The sequence below is a fragment of the Faecalimonas nexilis genome (genome assembly GCF_059731825.1).
Map to the genome: position 1 here is coordinate 2,843,800 of NZ_AP029189.1, position 16,969 is coordinate 2,860,768.

Consider the following 16,969-nt stretch of genomic DNA (forward strand, 5'->3'; position numbering starts at 1 on the left):
TTCTAACAGCATAATGTTCCTTTACTACTCTAATTATGTTTTTGCATCAAAAGACAGCATAAATAAACTTATATATTTTTTTCATTATGTATATATCTTTCAATCATGCACTCTTCTATTTCCTCCATTCTGTCTGTCGAATTTTCCAACTGATCAAACTCTCCAATTTCCTCTTGGTCCAAAGCATCTTCAATCATTTCTGTTAAATCTTCTTTTTTACATCCAGGTTTGAATATGTGTCCACAATTAGGACAAATCCGATACCAAATAATAATCTCAATTCCACATTTCGGGCAAAACTTTTTTTGATATCTCTTTCTCACTAAAAGAAGAATAAGAACCATTTCCTGCAAAAGTAAAAATAATGTCAACAGCAGAAATGCCCATTTCTTTCCATTCCATGCCATCCCCACAAGCAGTCCTTGTAAAATTGTCATTCCTCCTAAAATATACTCTACTCTATTCCGCATTTTTCCTCTCTTTCTAAAGTTCTTCTTTATAGGAACTTTTATTTTCCTCTAATTCCTCTTTCTCCATTTCCTGAAGTAATTCTTTATTTTTCTGTATCATGAGAATATCCTCCTCTTGCAGTGTTGGAAGAAATTCATCTTGTAATTGTACGACTCTGTTTTTCTTTGGTATATCCAGCTTCTTGTCTATCACCGCCTGCTCTTTTGAAAATTTCCCTTCTATGTTTTGATGATATGCAAGAACCGCCTTTACAACAAACTTTGCTTTTCTATGCCCTAACTGGTTTAGTATTCTTGCAACTTCCTGATGATCCGGGTCCTCTTCATCAAATCCCAAGGAAAATCTGTACGGATTTTGTTTTGCCATACGTCCTCCCCTTAATATCCCGCTTTTTCTGCCATATATTGTTTGATAAAGCCTTTTACATTTGCTCTTGGATCATCAACAACATAATATGTTGAATGATATCTTTTCCAAACTTCATCAATAATATCCTTTAAAAGAACCGTTCCACCTCCCACAAAAACAGTCACTGTTGTTCGGAAATCAATACCAAATTCTAAAAAAGAACCTAATAAATCACTCATATATTCTGCAGCAATTTCAAACGTTCTTCGAACAACTAGTTCTGAATACGGTGTTTTCCTTTTAAAAAGAATATTATCGATATCTGCTTCTTCCAGATAAAGATTAAAGCGCTGCCTTATTCCTACCATAATTCTTTTATAGAGCATAATAATCCCTTCCGGAAGGGAATCAATTCTTGTTCTGTCTACTACTCCATACCGGACTAACAGATAATCTACTGTAAATCCCCCAATATCTATCAGCAGAACCTTTGGCTGTTCTTGTAAATAGAGCTGATTTGCTACCAAAATGTACGCAGAATATCCCTGCATATATACATTTACGCTCTCATAGCGTATTCTGTATGGTTTTCCTTTATAGGAAAAATAAACGGCTTTTCCTTGCCGCCAAAAATATTCCCGGAATTTTCGGATCTGTTTTCCGTAATCCCCCGGCGGAAGTCCAACTAATAACTGGATCGGAATGGTTCCCCCTTCATAAATACCAGTTTCTATTCCTTCTTTTTCCAGTTCCTTGGCTACTCCGAGTAATGTCAAAATATAATACCTGTCATCAATGGTTTTATCTTCCAAATAGGAAATCCTCTGATTGCTTTCCAAATAGTTGATCCCTTTAAAAAAAATTCCTTCTTCTCCAGGAAGGATTTTTTGTTCCTTCCTTTTTATTCCCGAATGAAAAATAAAATGGTTGGTTTTCATCATTTTATTGCCTGTATCTATACTCATAACAAATCCCATATTTCTCCTTTCCAGCCATTTTGGCTATTTTACTTATTCCTAATAATTCTGGTTTATCTGTTTCAATATTTGCTGATTTTTTGCTTCATATCCCCACAAGATGTTACTGACTGCCTCAAAAGCTTTGTCCCTCCATCTAAAATAAGTGGCTCTGTGTATTCTTGGTATCCGTGGAAAATGCGGTTCTAATTTATCCAGAATTTCATCTGTATTCTCTGCCCTATAAGCAGACATGTAGGTATAATAAAGTACCCAATAATACTTTTCCCCTTGTGGGTGATATTTCCGCATTAACTCTACTGCCTCATCAATCAGTTTCAGATACTTATTCGCCTGATTGATAGATTCGATTCTCTCCCTCATATCTTCCATATCCAGATTGATATCCATTCCTGCCTGGTAAACACTATCTAAAAATTCATCTACATCGGTGCCATATTCTGTATGAAAGCATTGCTTTACTTGATTGATTTTAATCTGCATTTTCCAATTGACAGATCTGTATATTTTAAATAGCGATATAATATCATGGTAAACTTCATTATCTTTTCCTTTTACATCTTTTGATACCACACCCGATTTTCTCATATAATTCTACCCTCTCTTCTGTTCCTTAAAATATCTTTCTATACTTTCATCTGCTCTCTTGCCTGCTATAACAGACGTACATAAGATGCAAGCAATCATACTGATTGTTATAATACCTAAAATGATAACTGCTATTTTAATCATTTTCATTCTCCTTATGTCCCTCATGTTTTAAATCTTCCACCTGGAAATTGATGGATCACTGCTATTATTCTTGACAGAATTAAATTTACTTTATGAAATTATCAAGGTGCTCCTACTATATACCAACTAAAAATTCATGGATTTTCTGTAAAAAAGGCAAAAAAAAGTGGATTTAGAAATTTCTCTAATCCACTTTTACAATAGACATATAATAACTTTTTTCGTTTAGGAAAATTATTTCGCACTTCTAACATATAAGCACCACCAATAAGCATGAACATACTTATTATATAAAGAAATACCTTTTTGAATATTCTTGTGGCTCGAAATCGCAAATCCGGAAATTTGGAAATCGGAGTTCCAGTACTCGGAAATCGCCTTTTTTGTGCTTGGTTACTTGTCCATTTCTATGGGGATATTAGTCAAGGCCTTGCCGTATCTGCGGTGCGTAGCAGCCTTTACTAATATCCTCATAGAAATTATATTTCGGTATGCACAAAAGTGAAGCCAAAAAGTGATTTCCATATCGCCGGACAGCCGATGGAATCTCATCCAGAATATTCACTTTTGTACTCAAATTTCCTATTCCATAGAAAATAAATATAATAGATTTTCTTCTCTTATTATTCCTAATCATTTACGCTTATATCACAACTGTCCAAAAAGAAAATGTTTTTTCTCAATAATAACAGTGCTTTTCCGTAAATACTATTAAGCATTTATACTTTCCCAACTGATTAAGTCTGCATAAAGTACTAAAAGATCAACACACTTGGTGTCAACCTTTTAGTACATATAACAATATGAATTTAAACATACTTTTAAGCATATATCTAAAGAAAAATATGTGTTCTTATTCACCTTTTAACATATTTCTATCTTTTCTTTTTGTTTTCCAATTTGAATACCATAGCAACAACTTTAGTTTTTCTATACAACTTTGAAATTCAATGCTTTGGATTGGATATTTCAAAATGATATCAACATACAAATACTCTGCCTCTATTTGATATTTTACTTGATCAGTGTTTAAAACTGCTATTATTGGAATTTTTCTATTAATTTGTTTTATAAGTTTAATAAAAATATTGCAATTATGAAATTTAGTAAAATCTAAAATAATCACATTATATTTTCCTTCTTTTATATATGTCTCTGCTTCTATAAAATTAATATTATTCAAGATTTCATACTTTTCAAATTCAACTATAAACTTCCTATATACCTCCTCACTTTGACTAATTATAAGACCATTTATTTTTTCTTTTATCACGCATCCCCTTTATCCCTTCTACAATACATCCCATCACAACCATAAGATTTGCCGAAAATACAACATATAAAATCCAGTACTGTTTCTGTATAATATATATAACACTTATAATTGTCATTATTAATTCATTTCTGATAATTTTTTTCAAAAAAAACTTTTTCTCACTATTACTTCCTTTTAATAATGCATACGCTATTGCCGTTAGATTCAATATAATAGAAAAAAATATTGTCCAAACATAATTTAATTTCATGTTATCTACAATAAAAACACCAATAAAAATAACTAAATTAGATAATATACAGCACTGCCAATATTTCTTCAAATGAATACCTCCTGCATATATTCTTAGAAAAGCAAAAAATAGCAAAAAGTATATTGTAATTTGCATTTTATTGCAACAAGCAGCCAAAACTAAAGTAATTGTAGTACTTAATACTAATTCTAATAACATCTGAAGTGTATAGCAATATAGCAAAACCTGCTTAGAAGATAGTTTTTTTTCTTTCGAAATATATCGTATGATTTTTTCGCTAATATTTTTTATATTCATTTAATTCTTCCGGTTTTTTTTCATCATGAAATATGTAACAACATCTTGTATTTGCAAAACAGGTGCAACAGATTACTAATAGAGATAGTAAACTTGATACTCCTTTATTTAATAAAAAGCTCCTAATTCTTTTCATAAATCAATTCCTCCTAATAAAAAATATTGAATAAGTTCATATTTCCTATATTCATATTACCATAAAATATTAAACTTTATTCATCTTGTAATAAACAGGGCTATTCGTGTACTATTTTATTTTAAACTATATAATATAATCTTTTGAAAAAATTGTTGTTCTTTGCTTTCACATAGTAGATATCCATGATACTTTTCGACTATCTTTTCTATTGAATATAATCCCAATCCATGATTTGCAGAATTAATTTTTGTTGTAACAAATTTACCATTAACCTTTTTAATCTTATTTTGATTCAAAGAATTTTCTAAACTTATAAACATATTCGCCCCATCAAATCGAATCTTCAGATATATTTTTCTTCTATTACATTCACAGTTTAAGCAAGACTCAATCGCATTATCCAAAACATTTCCTAAAAGTACACTTATATCTGCCATTTCAAATGGAAGATTAATAGGCACCTTAATATCAAAATCAAATACTATACTATTGTTTGTAGCAATCTTATTTTTGTAGTTCACTAGGGAATCAATAATAAAATTTTCTGAGTTGCATTTTTCTTTCCCTATAGACTCATCAATAAACTTTTCCACATACAATAATGCTTCGTTATTCTCACCATGTTCTATCAATTTCAACAAATATATAAGATGATGTTTTAAATCGTGTCGGAGTCTTCGCATCTCTAAAAACATCTTCTGCTTATCTGAAATCGAATTGTTAAATATTTTTAATTGATTTTCATAGAAAATACTTTTTTGTTTTAGTTCCCACTCCTTACAAGATTTTTTATACCCATCAAAGGCAATAACATTAATAAGAAGCAAAAATCCTGTAGATACTAGGGAATCAAATTTCCATTGTTCACTATCGATATAATGCGATACTGAAAAAATACTGTTTAAAACAATAATACTTCCTATTGGAATAATAATTAGCATAATATCAAATTGCTTAATATCAATTAAATTTTGACGTGGCAAAAATATTTTGATTGCATTTATAATCCCCCACAAAAAAAGTTTTGAAATTAGCGATCCTATTCCAATCATTTCACTTATATTGCTTCCTAAAAACATATAAATATATCCGATTATAAGTTCGCTTAGCATCCATATAACATTATACATAATTACTAAAACAATTTTAGAAAAAACTTTACCATTATAGGAAAACACTGCAATAAAAAATACTAATATAATTGTAATTAGCAACTTTGAAAACTCTGGGAGATCAAGTCTGAAAAATAAGATTCCTTGCCAAAGATAATACACTAGCCATATTAAGTATATCCACTTTTTTCTTTTTATTTCAAAAAATATATTTAGATATTCATATGTAATTTTTAAAGAAAATACAGCTACAAATAAAGCAAATATAGTATTCATCCCCTATAAAATATGATTCCTTTCTAATTCCTTAAAATATAGTTCACTAATCATTTTTTGTTTTTCTTCGCTTATACTCAATCGTACACCATTCCGCATTTCCACAAAATCATATGAAAGTCTATTAATGTATTTGTAATTAACCAAATAAGATTGATGAATTCTAAGAAAAGTAGTTTTGGCCGTTGCAACTCTTTCCTGTACTTCATTTAATTTTCCATAAAATTTGAAATTACCATGTACCGTTATAATATTAATTATTCTGCGATTACTCTCAAAATAAATTATATCTTCAAGGCTTTCTTTATAAAATGACTTCCCATACTTGAATTGGAAAAAGGCATCATCCAAGGTTACCCTTTCTACTGCTGCAAGATAAATTTTTTCAAACATTTCTTTTTTTTACTGGTTTAACTATAAATCTAAATGGATTCACCTCAAAAGTTTCAATAGCATAAGCTTCATATCCTGACACATAAATTATCACAACATTTTTATCAATCTTCCTGATTTTCTTAGCAGTCTTGATTCCATCCATAATTTCCATTTCAATATCTAAAAATATGATATCATAACTATTGATGTGTTCTATTTCATGGATAAGCTCTTCTCCGTCAGAAAAAACATCTGTATCTGCCTCAATGAATCTTTTCTCGCTAATTGTAGTGATCCACTGCTCTATTTCTACTGCTGTTTGATATTCATTATCACATATTGCTATTTTAATCATAGACTTATCCTTTCTTATCTGCCATAAGTTCATTCATTTTTGTTAAAATATGAAAAACTAATTTTTTATTCTTTGTATCAAGCCTTTTATACAACTCTATAATTTCATAGTATTCATCAACTTCTTTATTGAACGTCATTTGCATTTTTAAATTATACCTTTCATCGCTCAGTCCCAAAATATAATCTGTAGATACCTTAAAATATTCAGACATTGCAATTAAAAATCAATAGGAATACTTGCAATATCATTTTCATATTTACTAATATTCTGTTGAGATACCCCTATTTCTATACCTAATATTTTCTGTGATATTCCTCTTTTTAGTCTCATATCTTTTAACCGATTCTTCATAATATTATCTCCTATACACATTTAGTAATATTATTTTAACCAGTATTATATTTATGATTACTCGTATAAGGAGTATCTACAACTCTTATTTCAAGTAAATATGTATAACTAAAATATGCGATACCATATTTCAGGCATCGCACAATACACTTTTTTAGTCATGTAACCACATAAATTTACTATCTACTTTCATTATTTCATCATATATAAGATGTAAGCGCAAAATAATTCGACGGATTGTGTTGCCCTAAAAATCATTCCATAATAATCAATAGAAAATGCAAGCATTTCACTTCATCTTCTCTTGCTAGAAATGATAGATGCGAGCATTTTACTCTATCCGATTTATGGAGGTGTGCTCATGAGAAGCAAAAGAATACCTACCGAAGAACAATACCGTCTCATCATGGAATGCCGTCAAAGTGGGTTGACAGATCATCAATGGTGTGTGGAACATGACATTAAACCGGGAACTTTTTACAACTGGGTAAAAAGGCTGCGTCAGAAAGGTTGTGTGGATTTGCCAGCGTCAACCGGACGCAGCTATCGTGCACCGGAAAGCCAGGAAGTTGTCAGAGTGGATTTTCATGATACTGACCCGCTCCCATATGAACAGCCATTAAATGTGATTCCGGTAGCTACGGAAAAAAATAACCTTTCCGTAGCAGAGCCAATGAAGCTGTCTGTAGGAAGTTTGCATCTAACAATACCAAATGGAACAGATCCTCAGCTTCTGGCTCAAACGCTTCGCATTGTGAAGGAGTTGGAATGTTAGGGGATATCACAGCCGCCGATGAAATCTATATCGTAACAGGCAGAACGGATATGCGGAAATCCATTGACGGGCTGTGTGCTATTGTAGAGAATCAACTCCATATGGATCCAAGGCGAAGCGCCCTGTATCTTTTCTGTGGAAAACGTTGTGACAGGATCAAAGCTTTGCTTTGGGAATCTGACGGATTTGTGTTGCTGTATAAACGTATGGAAGTCCAGGGCAGATTCCGCTGGCCCAGAAATCAGTTGGAAGTAAAGCAACTGACCTGGCAGCAATTCGACTGGCTCATGTCCGGTCTTGAAATCGAACAACCAAAAGCATTCAAACCTACGGAATGATTGTGTAAAACCTCTATGCCAGCCAACAAAAATGGAGAGCTTTCCACACCCTGTATCATGTCTGCAATCCCTTGTAAATACTGGGTTTTCTGCTTCCTTTTCATTGCTTTTTATGGTATAATAAGAGCAGTAAAAAAGGAGCAGAAGACATATGGCTGGTAATTCAAAAGATTCAAAAATCCTTGCGTACAAGGACATGATCAACCAACTGAATAAAACGATTTCCGCACAGACAGAACTGATCCAGTCTTTACAAAAAACATTGGAAGCAGACCGTCTGGAAAAAGAAAATCTTCGTCAGCAGATTGAATATCTCACGAAGAAGCTCTTTGGTACTTCCAGTGAAAAACGGAAAGATATCGATGGTCAGCTGAATCTTTTTGATGAAGCCGAGCAGGAAGCAGATCCGACATGGAAACAGGAACTTCCTGATGACATCACTGTTCCGGAACATAAGCGAAAAGCACGACGGACACATGCGGATCTCTTTAAAAATGTTCCTTCCTGCGACGAGATCATTTCTCTTCCGGAGGAGGAGCGGAACTGTCCAACCTGCGGAACGCAGATGGAATGTATTGGGAAAGAATTCGTCCGCCATGAATTCCGGTTTACCCCTGCCAAAGGGAAAGTAGTAAATATCTATCGTGAAACCTATAAATGCCCGGAGTGTGCCATATCAGAGGAACACCCGGATGATCAGACATTTGTCAAAGCGCCTGTTCAGGAACCATTGATCCCGGAAAGTTATGCATCGGAATCCGTTGTAGGATGGGCAATGCACCAGAAGTACCAGAATGGTCTGCCATTAAACCGGCAGGAATCGGAATGGAAGCAGCTGGGTGTCCCATTGAGCCGGGCTACGCTTGCTAACTGGATCATTTACTGTACCGAGAATTACCTCTGCCATGTTTATGATTATTTTCACCGTCAGTTACGGATGCGTAAATATCTGATGGCAGATGAAACTCGGGTTCAGGTACTGAATGAGCCGGAGCGCAATCCTGAAACAGATTCCTGGATGTGGCTCTTCCGCAGTGGAGAAGATGGGCTTCCGCCGATCCTGCTCTATCATTACACAGAGACAAGGGCAAAGTTCCATGCAGCATCTTTCCTGCAGGGGTTCCGTGGATATCTGGAGACCGACGGATACCAGGGTTATAACAATCTGCCGGATATCAAACGCTGCTCTTGCTGGGCACATGTGAGACGTTATTTCACAGATGCCATACCGAAAGGGAAAGAGTATGATTACAGCCTTCCGGCGGTGCAGGGAGTACAATTTTGCTCCAAGCTGTTTGATTGTGAGCGGTACTCAAAAGCAAAAAATCATACTGCGGAGCAGAGAAAACAGTTCCGTCTTGAAAAGGAGAAGCCGATACTGGAGGCATTCTGGATTTGGCTGGATCAACAGCGTCCAAACAAGGGAACCCGTTTGGCGAAAGCGGTGAACTATGCCCAAAATCGGAAAGACACCCTGATGACCTATCTGGAAGATGGTCATTGCAGTTTATCCAACAATCTTAGCGAGAATGCAATCAGACCATTCACTGTTGGTCGGAGGAACTGGCTGTTCAGTGCCAGTCCGAAGGGAGCGGCCTCTAGTGCTATTGTGTATACAATGGTTGAGATGGCAAAAGCGAATGACCTGAATACCTACAAATATCTGACATACCTCTTATCACAGCGGCCAGACGATAAAATGTCAGATGAACAGCTGGAACAGCTTGCCCCATGGAGCGAGACTGCGAAAGCAAACTGTCAAAACTAAACATAGAGCAAAACGCTTGCATCTATCATTTTGGTGCAAGCGTGATTCATGGGCAGCGTAGCAATATTTTGCGCTTACTTTCCGAATACATTCTCAAAATAAAATAATCGCACATTTTATCTATAAGATCCATTTCCAAAAGCGGTTCTCCGCCAATGAAATCCAGCATAATACTATCCGACATTTCTGACGTATATGGATTGTCTAACAGAAAATCGATAATTTGCTTTCCTGTTTCCCAATTCATTCTATTTACATTATTCTTCCCTACCATATAACAATATGTACATCTCAAATTGCAGTCTTCTGTTACACATATTGTTGCATTTAAATAATTTCCATCAATCCAACTATTTCTGTCTTTAACTTCATTGTATTTTACATCAATCATTTTATTTTCCCTTCCTTTTCATAATTATTATTGAGAAGCTAAGGCAAAGCATTCCCCACAATATCATTCCCCCTAATGCCAATATTCCGTTTTCTTTCGGTTCTAATATCATTGAGGTTTCGTATGGAACTAGTTTATATATTAACCAATTATGAATTAGGGCGTATCCCCCTAATGGATGTGCATATGCAAGTAACTTTTGCGCTAAACTCTGACTAATCGGAAAACTTGGTATGAAAAAACACAATATCATATATGCAAAACTTAAAAGTAAAGAAGGAATGTAATTCCCTTTACAAAGTGTAACTATAAACACAATAGGTAACATTACCGCTGTAAGCAGCAACGCATCTATTATGTTTATCAATAACAAAACAGCAATTGTGTAAAAAGAAAAATCATATCCTCGAATCCCAATAATAATCGCATACACAAGCGATGGAAAGACCATTGTTATAGTGCTAAAAAAAGCAATTACAACTAATTTTGCCAATACAAATTTTCGAGATGATACTGGTATAATCTCCAGCTGATAAATAGTTCCATATCGATGCTCATCAGCAAAAATCACAATCGTATAAAGAATAGTAAACAATAGTGTTATAAAAAAAATAAACTCCATATTATCACAATATAGGTCTAAAACACTTGCTCTTTGTGTCAATTTATAGAAATTACTTAAGGTTAATATTAAACACATAAGGATAGAAATCGCACCTAAGTAAATATGTTTTTCTCTTTTTTCTTTTAGAAGTTCTGAAGCAATATACATTTTCATTTTCAATCTCCTTGTATTATTTTTTTAAAATAAGCCTCTAAATTTTCTTCTTCTACACCTATTTCCATTATTCCTACTCCGTATTTTGCCAATTCCTTAGAAAATTCCTCTCTGTTTAATTTAAGATTATAAATATATATTGTATTTTTATCTACCACTTCGTAATCTTCAACATGAAAAATTTTCTCTAAAATTCCACATGTAAGTTCCCCATTAGTCACTAAAATTTTGATATGTGTTCTATTTCCTTGTCGGATTTCTTCTATACTTTTCTCAGCTATTAAAACACCTTCATTTAAAACACCTATACGATCAGCCATAATATCTATTTCAGACAATAAATGGCTTGAAATCATAATAGTGGTTTCCTGCTCTTTACTGATTTTCATTAAATATTCTCTAAATTGTGAAATTCCAATTGGATCAAGCCCATTTGTAGGTTCATCCAAAATAATAAATTCTGGTTCATGAATGATAGCGTTTGCTAAGCCCAGTCTTTTCTTCATCCCGAGAGAAAATCTTTTATACTTTTTATCTTTTTCATTAAATAAGTCTACTTTTTCAAGTGCCTCTTCTATAGCATACTTTTTTGTCACTCCCCTTATATTTGAAAATACCTTCAGGTTTTCATAAGCAGATAACTCCGGATAAAATCCCTGGAAATCTAAATTAGCTCCAATCCTATTATATAATGAAGGCATATTACTTATAGTTTTTCCCCATAACTTAATTTCTCCACCGGCAATATCTGTCAGACCTAAAATTGCTTTCATCAATGTAGTCTTTCCAGCACCATTTTTCCCAATCAGACCGTATATTTCACCTTCTGTTACATGCATATTGATATTTCTTAATACTTCTACTTTATCATATTTTTTTGTAAGATTTTTTTGGAAAAAAACACAATAAAAATCTGATTATCCGCTAAAACACAGTATCTATCAGCATTTTCAAGAAAACAAACACATCAATTTACTACTTATTTACTACTAAAGAATGAGCCTTGATACGCAAGTTTTCTTAGATATGCAAAGATATGGTACAGCACATCCGTATTGAAACAACAAAAAATTGAATATTTCATAGACTATGGAACGCCTAAAATGACGTTCCTTTTCTATTTCCAGCCGTTCTTATTGGACGGCTATTTTATTACCTAAAATGAAAGGAGCATTAGATTTATGAAAAAGACATGGAAACGATTGTGTACGGGCTTCTTAGCTCTTGCAACTGTCGTTACTGCTTTACCGACTACACCCGTCCATGCAGAAAGTAAGCAATACTGGACGGAAAGTGCAGAGCGTGTCGGTATCATTGAAAAAGTAATGAATGACGGTTCTATCGGTTCGACATTCAATGAGGGTTATATGAAAGTCGAGGGCGAAACTGCCTATTGTATCGACATCAATACAGATTTTAAGAATGGCTACAAGACCAGAGCTGACGCAAGCTCACGCATGAGTGCCGACCAGATTTCAGATGTGGCGTTATCCTTAGAGTATGTCAAACAGTATGGCGAAACTCACAAGGAATTGAACTACAAGCAAGTCTATCTGTTGGAACAATGTGTGGTCTGGCAGAGATTGAGCGTACATCTTGGCTGGCAATGCGACAACGTGCGAGCTTCTTATGATGAAATTCCAAAAGCTACGCAGGACGAAGTTTTCTCTGGTGCAAAAGCCTTTGTTAAAGAAAACAAAGGACGCTATGAATGTGGCGGTTATATCTACTCTGGCGAGGGGCAGGAATTGGGGCAATTCTGGGCGAAATTAAATGTCGGAAATGCGAAACTGCAAAAGACTTCCAGTAATACCAGTATTACAGACGGTAACGGGAATTACTCTGTCGCTGGTGCGACCTATGGTGTCTTTTCTGATAAGGACTGCACGAAACAGCTTGCCACCCTTACGACTGATGAAAACGGAAATACAGATGTTGTAGAGGTAAAGGCTGGCACAGTTTATATCAAGGAACTTTCTGCACCAGCAGGATATAAAGTAGATAAAACTGTATATTCCTTAAAGGTTGAAGCTGGAAAGACAGCGACCTTGAAAGTATCAGATATACCAAAAGTAACGGACACTTTGATTGAGCTTTTCAAGATTGATATGGAAACACAGAAAGACAATCCGCAGGGGAACGCTTCTCTAGCAGGTGCGGAATTTACATGGAAGTATTATGCTGGCTTCTATAACAAAGACAATCTCCCTGCCGAAGCTACTCGTACATGGGTTACAAAGACAATCGCCGAAACAGACAGCGACGGGACAACCCATTACATCACAAAATTAGGGGACGCTTACAAGGTATCTGGCGACAGTTTCTATATGCAGGACGGCAAAGCGGTTCTTCCTTTAGGAACACTAACCGTTGAGGAAACAAAAGCTCCAAACGGTTACTTGCTTGATGGTGCATATATGCAGGCTGGCGATAAGTCCGAACAGATTAAGGGCTTATATGTAACACAGATTACCGAGGACGGCGACCTTGCCGTATTATCTGGAAGTAACCAGTTTTCCGTATCAGATAAGATTATCCGTGGCGGTGTGAAAATTCAGAAACGAGATTTAGAAACGGGCGATACGAAGCCACAAGGAAGTGCCACTTTGAAAGATACTGCCTTTGACATCATTTCCTTAAATGATAATTCTGTTTTGGTTGAGGGCAAGCTATACAAGAAAAATGAAGTGGTAAAAACAATCCATACAGACCTTGAGGGTGTCGCTTCTACTTCTTCTGACCTTTTACCTTATGGAAACTTCCGTATCGTTGAAAGTGAAGCTCCCGACGGTTACTTAACTGACGGTGTAAAACCGATTGATTTTACAATCACAGAAAATGGAAAAATCGTGGACTTAACCGACGAATCTCATTCTATCTACAATCAGATTAAGCGTGGGGATATTGAGGGCGTAAAAATCGGTGCAGGCACACACAAGCGTCTTGCTGATGTTCCGTTTCGGATCACAAGCAAGACGACGGGAGAAAGTCATGTTGTAGTAACTGATGATAACGGGCAATTCTCCACTTCTGCTGACTGGGCTTCTCATAAGCACAATACCAACGCAGGCAAGACCAGCGAGGACGGTGTGTGGTTTGGAACTTCTGAACCAGACGACAGCAAGGGTGCATTGCCTTATGATACTTACATCATTGAAGAAATGAAATGCGACAGCAACAAAGGTTTTAAACTTATCCCACCTTTTGAAATCGTGGTATCAAGAAATAACCTTGTGATTGATTTAGGGACTTTGACTGATGAATACGAAAAAGAAATCTCTATCCATACCACAGCGACCAGCAAGGACGGCGAAAAGACAATCCTTGCAGGAAAAGAGGTTACAATCGTTGATACTGTCAAATTAGACGGACTTACCAAAGGCACAAAATATCAGCTCAAAGGCTGGCAGATGTTAAAGGAAGAAAACGCCGAGCTTGTCATTGACGGGAAACGTGTAGAAAACGATTATACCTTTATCGCTGATGATGAAGAAATGAAAGTGGAAATTTCTTATACATTCAATGCGTCTGCTTTAGGTGGCAAGAACCTTGTTACCTTTGAAGAATTGTATGATTTGAGCAATCCAAAAGAACCTGTAAAAGTTGCGGAACACAAAGACATTGAGGACGACGGGCAGACGGTACTTATTACAGAACGTATCATCAAAATTCATACGACTGCTACGGATAAGGACGGCAACAAAGAACTTGAAGCTGGAAAAGAGGTAACAATCATTGATACCGTAACCTTAGAGGGCTTAGAAGTCGGTACACAGTACAAACTTGTAGGCTGGCAGATGTTGAAAGAAGAAAATGCAGAGCTTCTTATCGACGGAAAACGTGTGGAAAGTGATTATACATTTACCGCTGACAGCGAAACTATGAAAGTGGAAGTTGCCTTTACCTTTGACGCTACTTCTCTTGATGGCAAACAGCTTGTAACTTTTGAAGAATTGTACGATTTCAGCAATCCAGACGAGCCGAAGAAAGTTACCGAGCATAAAGACATTGAGGACGAGGGACAGACGATTACCTTTAAGGAAAAACCAGAAGTCCCAGAAGAACCAGAGAAACCCGAAACACCGCCGACACCAGAGAAGCCACACCGACCTAGCGACAGTCCCAAAACGGGCGATAACACAAACCTTTACGGACTGCTTGCACTTCTTTTAACTTCTGGTGCTGGGCTGGCAGGTATCTTCTTCTACAAACGCCGTAAAATGAAGAAATCATAAGGCGGTAACGGTATGAGGAAAGAAAAATCACGCTCTCCGCCGAAGCTGTCAAACGGCAGACTTCCGCTTATTCTGGCTTGTCTGCTACTTACCTGCAAGAACACGGATAGTCAAGGGTGCGTAAGCATTGATTTTACCCTTTACTATCGGTGGGATTGCTGGTACTTCCCAAACCGCCAGAATAAGAAATCACAATCAATTTATCAAAAATAGAAAGAAACGAGGTAAAACAATATGGAAATGAAATATGTCGTGCCAGATATGGCACAGTCTTTTGGAACTCTTGAATTTGCAGGCGAAAGTGAGCCAGTCTTTGAAAGAGATAAAAATAACCGCAGGGTCTTAGCCAGACGAAGCTATAACCTTTATTCTGACGTACAAAAAGGCGAAAATGTTGTGGTGGAAATTCCCGTGCAGGCTGGCGAAAAGAAGTTCAAGTATGAACAGAAAGTAAAACTTGTCAATCCGAAGTTATACGGCAGAGGTTACGCAATCGGGGATATGGGACATACCGATTATGTGTTAGTTGCTGATGATATTGTAGCAGTTGAAGAAAAGTAAAGGAGTGAAGAATTTATGAGATTATCAAACGGGTTTGTTATTGACAAAGAGAAAACATTTGGAGAATTAAAATTTACAGCGGTGCGTGATGTGTTCTTACAGAATGAGGACGGGACACCGAGTACCCAGCTTAAAAAGCGTATCTATGATTTGAAGTGCAGTCTGCATGGTGGAATTATCCCCGTGTCCGTACCGCCAGAAGTACCGTTAAGGGAATTTCCGTACAATGCAGTTGTGGAGCTTGTCAATCCCGTAGCCGATACGGTATCAAGAAAGACTTATACGGGTGCAGATGTGGACTGGTATGTAAAGGCAGAGGATATTGTATTGAAGAATAAAGGCAACCAGAACGCAGGCAGTCCACAGAACCCTACAACGCAGGGACAGCCGAAGAAATAAAAGTGATGTATTTGTCTTAATTTTGATTGACCAATTTTGATTGACACAAACAATGCGGAGTGATATATTTATCTCATAAAGATACAAAAACATCTCATTTGAAAGGAGAGATAAATATGTCAAAGAAACAAATTAAAAAAATTATTTTTATGGGGGTAGGGTGTGCTTTATTGCTTATTGTTGGTACAATCTACTCCCTATTATACAATAATGGACGCTGGGTCAAAAATATGGATATGTCGGAATATGTATTTTCTTACAAGGATATTCCTATGTTAGTAATTGGAGCTTTAATAGCACTATATGCTATCTATATAGTAATTATCTGCTTTAAAAATGTCTTTTCAAAAAACAGCAGGGAAAAACGATATTCAAGAACAATTTCTCCTTACTGGGGATTTTGTGGAATGTTTGGTTTTCTGGGGTTTGGCGGATTTTGGACATACTATAAATTTGGAGAAATATTTCCTTTTGCTTTTTTCATATTTTTTGGTTTTTTCAGTTTTTTCTTTGAAGGTAAACTTTCTCATATCTTAGAAGATGAGCTTTTTCAAGAAAATAAACGTAAGGCACAATTAGAAGCTTACAAGATAGGTTTTAAACTATTATTTGTAGTTATCTGGCTTATGGCAATAGGTATGTTTTCCCGTAATGTTGAGTGGTGTGCAATGTTTATGCTGATTTCTGTTTCACTTATCTATGCTCTTGTTCTTTTTCTTAGCAACTATTTATTATATCGTTATGAAAAAAGGGAATAAA

22 protein-coding genes are annotated in these 16,969 nt (G+C 35.5%); 8 read left to right on the top strand and 14 right to left on the bottom strand.

Going from position 1 to position 16,969, the window contains the following annotated elements:
• Positions 1-68: 68 nt before the first annotated feature.
• The 11 genes from AC6I5B_RS14220 to AC6I5B_RS14270 form a co-directional block, all read right to left on the bottom strand.
• Positions 69-470 (bottom strand): hypothetical protein, encoded by a 402-nt coding sequence (locus AC6I5B_RS14220; RefSeq protein WP_270601442.1) that lies wholly within the window; start codon positions 468-470, stop codon positions 69-71.
• Positions 471-483: 13 nt separating this feature from the next.
• The gene (locus AC6I5B_RS14225) at positions 484-837 is read right to left on the bottom strand and encodes a hypothetical protein (protein ID WP_225084274.1); all 354 of its coding nucleotides are present in this window, start codon (positions 835-837) and stop codon (positions 484-486) included.
• 11 nt (positions 838-848) lie between these two features.
• Positions 849-1,796, bottom strand: coding sequence for a ParM/StbA family protein (locus tag AC6I5B_RS14230; protein ID WP_497773421.1), 948 nt, complete (start codon positions 1,794-1,796; stop codon positions 849-851).
• A 39-nt stretch (positions 1,797-1,835) separates the two neighbouring features.
• Positions 1,836-2,384, bottom strand: a complete 549-nt coding sequence (locus AC6I5B_RS14235) for a hypothetical protein (protein ID WP_225084276.1) — start codon at positions 2,382-2,384, stop codon at positions 1,836-1,838.
• Between the two features lie 6 nt (positions 2,385-2,390).
• Complete coding sequence (locus AC6I5B_RS14240) at positions 2,391-2,528, bottom strand: hypothetical protein (protein WP_159431680.1); 138 nt, start codon at positions 2,526-2,528, stop codon at positions 2,391-2,393.
• 853 nt (positions 2,529-3,381) lie between these two features.
• Complete coding sequence (locus AC6I5B_RS14245) at positions 3,382-3,801, bottom strand: hypothetical protein (RefSeq protein ID WP_225084277.1); 420 nt, start codon at positions 3,799-3,801, stop codon at positions 3,382-3,384.
• Positions 3,767-4,354, bottom strand: coding sequence for an accessory gene regulator B family protein (locus AC6I5B_RS14250; RefSeq protein ID WP_225084278.1), 588 nt, complete (start codon positions 4,352-4,354; stop codon positions 3,767-3,769). The genes AC6I5B_RS14245 and AC6I5B_RS14250 overlap by 35 nt, the downstream gene beginning before the upstream one ends.
• Before the next feature lie 252 nt (positions 4,355-4,606).
• On the bottom strand, positions 4,607-5,572 hold the full coding sequence (locus AC6I5B_RS14255; protein WP_497773422.1) for an ATP-binding protein: 966 nt from the start codon (positions 5,570-5,572) through the stop codon (positions 4,607-4,609).
• Between the two features lie 312 nt (positions 5,573-5,884).
• Entirely contained in the window at positions 5,885-6,274 is a 390-nt protein-coding gene (locus AC6I5B_RS14260) for a LytR/AlgR family response regulator transcription factor (RefSeq protein ID WP_497773423.1), read from the bottom strand.
• Complete coding sequence (locus tag AC6I5B_RS14265; protein WP_497773424.1) at positions 6,267-6,611, bottom strand: LytR/AlgR family response regulator transcription factor; 345 nt, start codon at positions 6,609-6,611, stop codon at positions 6,267-6,269. Before AC6I5B_RS14265 ends, AC6I5B_RS14260 begins: the two co-directional genes overlap by 8 nt.
• Before the next feature lie 219 nt (positions 6,612-6,830).
• On the bottom strand, positions 6,831-6,965 hold the full coding sequence (locus tag AC6I5B_RS14270; RefSeq protein ID WP_497773425.1) for a helix-turn-helix domain-containing protein: 135 nt from the start codon (positions 6,963-6,965) through the stop codon (positions 6,831-6,833).
• Positions 6,966-7,326: 361 nt separating this feature from the next.
• Between AC6I5B_RS14270 and tnpA the strand changes: the two genes are divergently transcribed.
• From tnpA to AC6I5B_RS14285, 3 genes are all read left to right on the top strand, one after another.
• Positions 7,327-7,740, top strand: coding sequence for an IS66 family insertion sequence element accessory protein TnpA (tnpA, locus tag AC6I5B_RS14275; RefSeq protein ID WP_172590409.1), 414 nt, complete (start codon positions 7,327-7,329; stop codon positions 7,738-7,740).
• On the top strand, positions 7,734-8,078 hold the full coding sequence (tnpB, locus tag AC6I5B_RS14280) for an IS66 family insertion sequence element accessory protein TnpB (protein WP_119636218.1): 345 nt from the start codon (positions 7,734-7,736) through the stop codon (positions 8,076-8,078). Before tnpA ends, tnpB begins: the two co-directional genes overlap by 7 nt.
• Before the next feature lie 151 nt (positions 8,079-8,229).
• Entirely contained in the window at positions 8,230-9,846 is a 1,617-nt protein-coding gene (locus tag AC6I5B_RS14285) for an IS66-like element ISRgn2 family transposase (protein ID WP_119636217.1), read from the top strand.
• A gap of 46 nt (positions 9,847-9,892) precedes the next feature.
• Here the strand turns inward: AC6I5B_RS14285 and AC6I5B_RS14290 are convergent, their stop codons facing one another.
• Genes AC6I5B_RS14290 through AC6I5B_RS14300 form a run of 3 tightly spaced genes read right to left on the bottom strand, consistent with a single transcriptional unit; the run spans position 9,893 to position 11,860 of the window.
• On the bottom strand, positions 9,893-10,237 hold the full coding sequence (locus AC6I5B_RS14290) for a 4Fe-4S cluster-binding domain-containing protein (RefSeq protein ID WP_497773426.1): 345 nt from the start codon (positions 10,235-10,237) through the stop codon (positions 9,893-9,895).
• 1 nt (position 10,238) lies between these two features.
• Entirely contained in the window at positions 10,239-11,015 is a 777-nt protein-coding gene (locus AC6I5B_RS14295) for an ABC transporter permease (protein ID WP_225084284.1), read from the bottom strand.
• Between the two features lie 2 nt (positions 11,016-11,017).
• Complete coding sequence (locus AC6I5B_RS14300) at positions 11,018-11,860, bottom strand: ATP-binding cassette domain-containing protein (RefSeq protein WP_497773773.1); 843 nt, start codon at positions 11,858-11,860, stop codon at positions 11,018-11,020.
• Between the two features lie 336 nt (positions 11,861-12,196).
• Between AC6I5B_RS14300 and AC6I5B_RS14305 the strand changes: the two genes are divergently transcribed.
• The 5 genes from AC6I5B_RS14305 to AC6I5B_RS14325 all read left to right on the top strand — a co-directional run bounded on the left by AC6I5B_RS14305 (position 12,197) and on the right by AC6I5B_RS14325 (position 16,968).
• Positions 12,197-15,250 (top strand): SrtB-anchored collagen-binding adhesin, encoded by a 3,054-nt coding sequence (locus AC6I5B_RS14305; protein WP_497773427.1) that lies wholly within the window; start codon positions 12,197-12,199, stop codon positions 15,248-15,250.
• Between the two features lie 12 nt (positions 15,251-15,262).
• Entirely contained in the window at positions 15,263-15,463 is a 201-nt protein-coding gene (locus AC6I5B_RS14310; protein WP_077726417.1) for a hypothetical protein, read from the top strand.
• Positions 15,464-15,484: 21 nt separating this feature from the next.
• Positions 15,485-15,811 carry a YdcP family protein gene (locus AC6I5B_RS14315; RefSeq protein WP_005339720.1) on the top strand — a complete coding sequence of 109 codons (327 nt, stop codon included), beginning with the start codon at positions 15,485-15,487 and terminating at the stop codon, positions 15,809-15,811.
• Between the two features lie 15 nt (positions 15,812-15,826).
• Entirely contained in the window at positions 15,827-16,210 is a 384-nt protein-coding gene (locus AC6I5B_RS14320) for a YdcP family protein (protein ID WP_008787611.1), read from the top strand.
• Between the two features lie 116 nt (positions 16,211-16,326).
• On the top strand, positions 16,327-16,968 hold the full coding sequence (locus AC6I5B_RS14325) for a DUF2178 domain-containing protein (RefSeq protein ID WP_017143883.1): 642 nt from the start codon (positions 16,327-16,329) through the stop codon (positions 16,966-16,968).
• The last annotated feature ends 1 nt before the right edge of the window (position 16,969 follow it).

What these genes read in the sequence shown, in the direction of transcription:
- AC6I5B_RS14255 (WP_497773422.1), bottom strand. Translation starts at nt 5,572, where the DNA reads ATGTTTTTAGGAAGCAATATAAGTGAAATGATTGGAATAGGATCGCTA.
- AC6I5B_RS14250 (WP_225084278.1), bottom strand. Translation starts at nt 4,354, where the DNA reads ATGAATATAAAAAATATTAGCGAAAAAATCATACGATATATTTCGAAA.
- AC6I5B_RS14270 (WP_497773425.1), bottom strand. Translation starts at nt 6,965, where the DNA reads ATGAAGAATCGGTTAAAAGATATGAGACTAAAAAGAGGAATATCACAG.
- AC6I5B_RS14240 (WP_159431680.1), bottom strand. Translation starts at nt 2,528, where the DNA reads ATGATTAAAATAGCAGTTATCATTTTAGGTATTATAACAATCAGTATG.
- AC6I5B_RS14310 (WP_077726417.1), top strand. Translation starts at nt 15,263, where the DNA reads ATGAGGAAAGAAAAATCACGCTCTCCGCCGAAGCTGTCAAACGGCAGA.
- AC6I5B_RS14305 (WP_497773427.1), top strand. Translation starts at nt 12,197, where the DNA reads ATGAAAAAGACATGGAAACGATTGTGTACGGGCTTCTTAGCTCTTGCA.
- AC6I5B_RS14265 (WP_497773424.1), bottom strand. Translation starts at nt 6,611, where the DNA reads ATGATTAAAATAGCAATATGTGATAATGAATATCAAACAGCAGTAGAA.
- AC6I5B_RS14290 (WP_497773426.1), bottom strand. Translation starts at nt 10,237, where the DNA reads ATGATTGATGTAAAATACAATGAAGTTAAAGACAGAAATAGTTGGATT.
- AC6I5B_RS14225 (WP_225084274.1), bottom strand. Translation starts at nt 837, where the DNA reads ATGGCAAAACAAAATCCGTACAGATTTTCCTTGGGATTTGATGAAGAG.
- AC6I5B_RS14230 (WP_497773421.1), bottom strand. Translation starts at nt 1,796, where the DNA reads ATGGGATTTGTTATGAGTATAGATACAGGCAATAAAATGATGAAAACC.
- AC6I5B_RS14325 (WP_017143883.1), top strand. Translation starts at nt 16,327, where the DNA reads ATGTCAAAGAAACAAATTAAAAAAATTATTTTTATGGGGGTAGGGTGT.
- AC6I5B_RS14260 (WP_497773423.1), bottom strand. Translation starts at nt 6,274, where the DNA reads ATGTTTGAAAAAATTTATCTTGCAGCAGTAGAAAGGGTAACCTTGGAT.
- tnpA (WP_172590409.1), top strand. Translation starts at nt 7,327, where the DNA reads ATGAGAAGCAAAAGAATACCTACCGAAGAACAATACCGTCTCATCATG.
- AC6I5B_RS14320 (WP_008787611.1), top strand. Translation starts at nt 15,827, where the DNA reads ATGAGATTATCAAACGGGTTTGTTATTGACAAAGAGAAAACATTTGGA.
- tnpB (WP_119636218.1), top strand. Translation starts at nt 7,734, where the DNA reads ATGTTAGGGGATATCACAGCCGCCGATGAAATCTATATCGTAACAGGC.
- AC6I5B_RS14235 (WP_225084276.1), bottom strand. Translation starts at nt 2,384, where the DNA reads ATGAGAAAATCGGGTGTGGTATCAAAAGATGTAAAAGGAAAAGATAAT.
- AC6I5B_RS14285 (WP_119636217.1), top strand. Translation starts at nt 8,230, where the DNA reads ATGGCTGGTAATTCAAAAGATTCAAAAATCCTTGCGTACAAGGACATG.
- AC6I5B_RS14220 (WP_270601442.1), bottom strand. Translation starts at nt 470, where the DNA reads ATGCGGAATAGAGTAGAGTATATTTTAGGAGGAATGACAATTTTACAA.
- AC6I5B_RS14315 (WP_005339720.1), top strand. Translation starts at nt 15,485, where the DNA reads ATGGAAATGAAATATGTCGTGCCAGATATGGCACAGTCTTTTGGAACT.
- AC6I5B_RS14295 (WP_225084284.1), bottom strand. Translation starts at nt 11,015, where the DNA reads ATGAAAATGTATATTGCTTCAGAACTTCTAAAAGAAAAAAGAGAAAAA.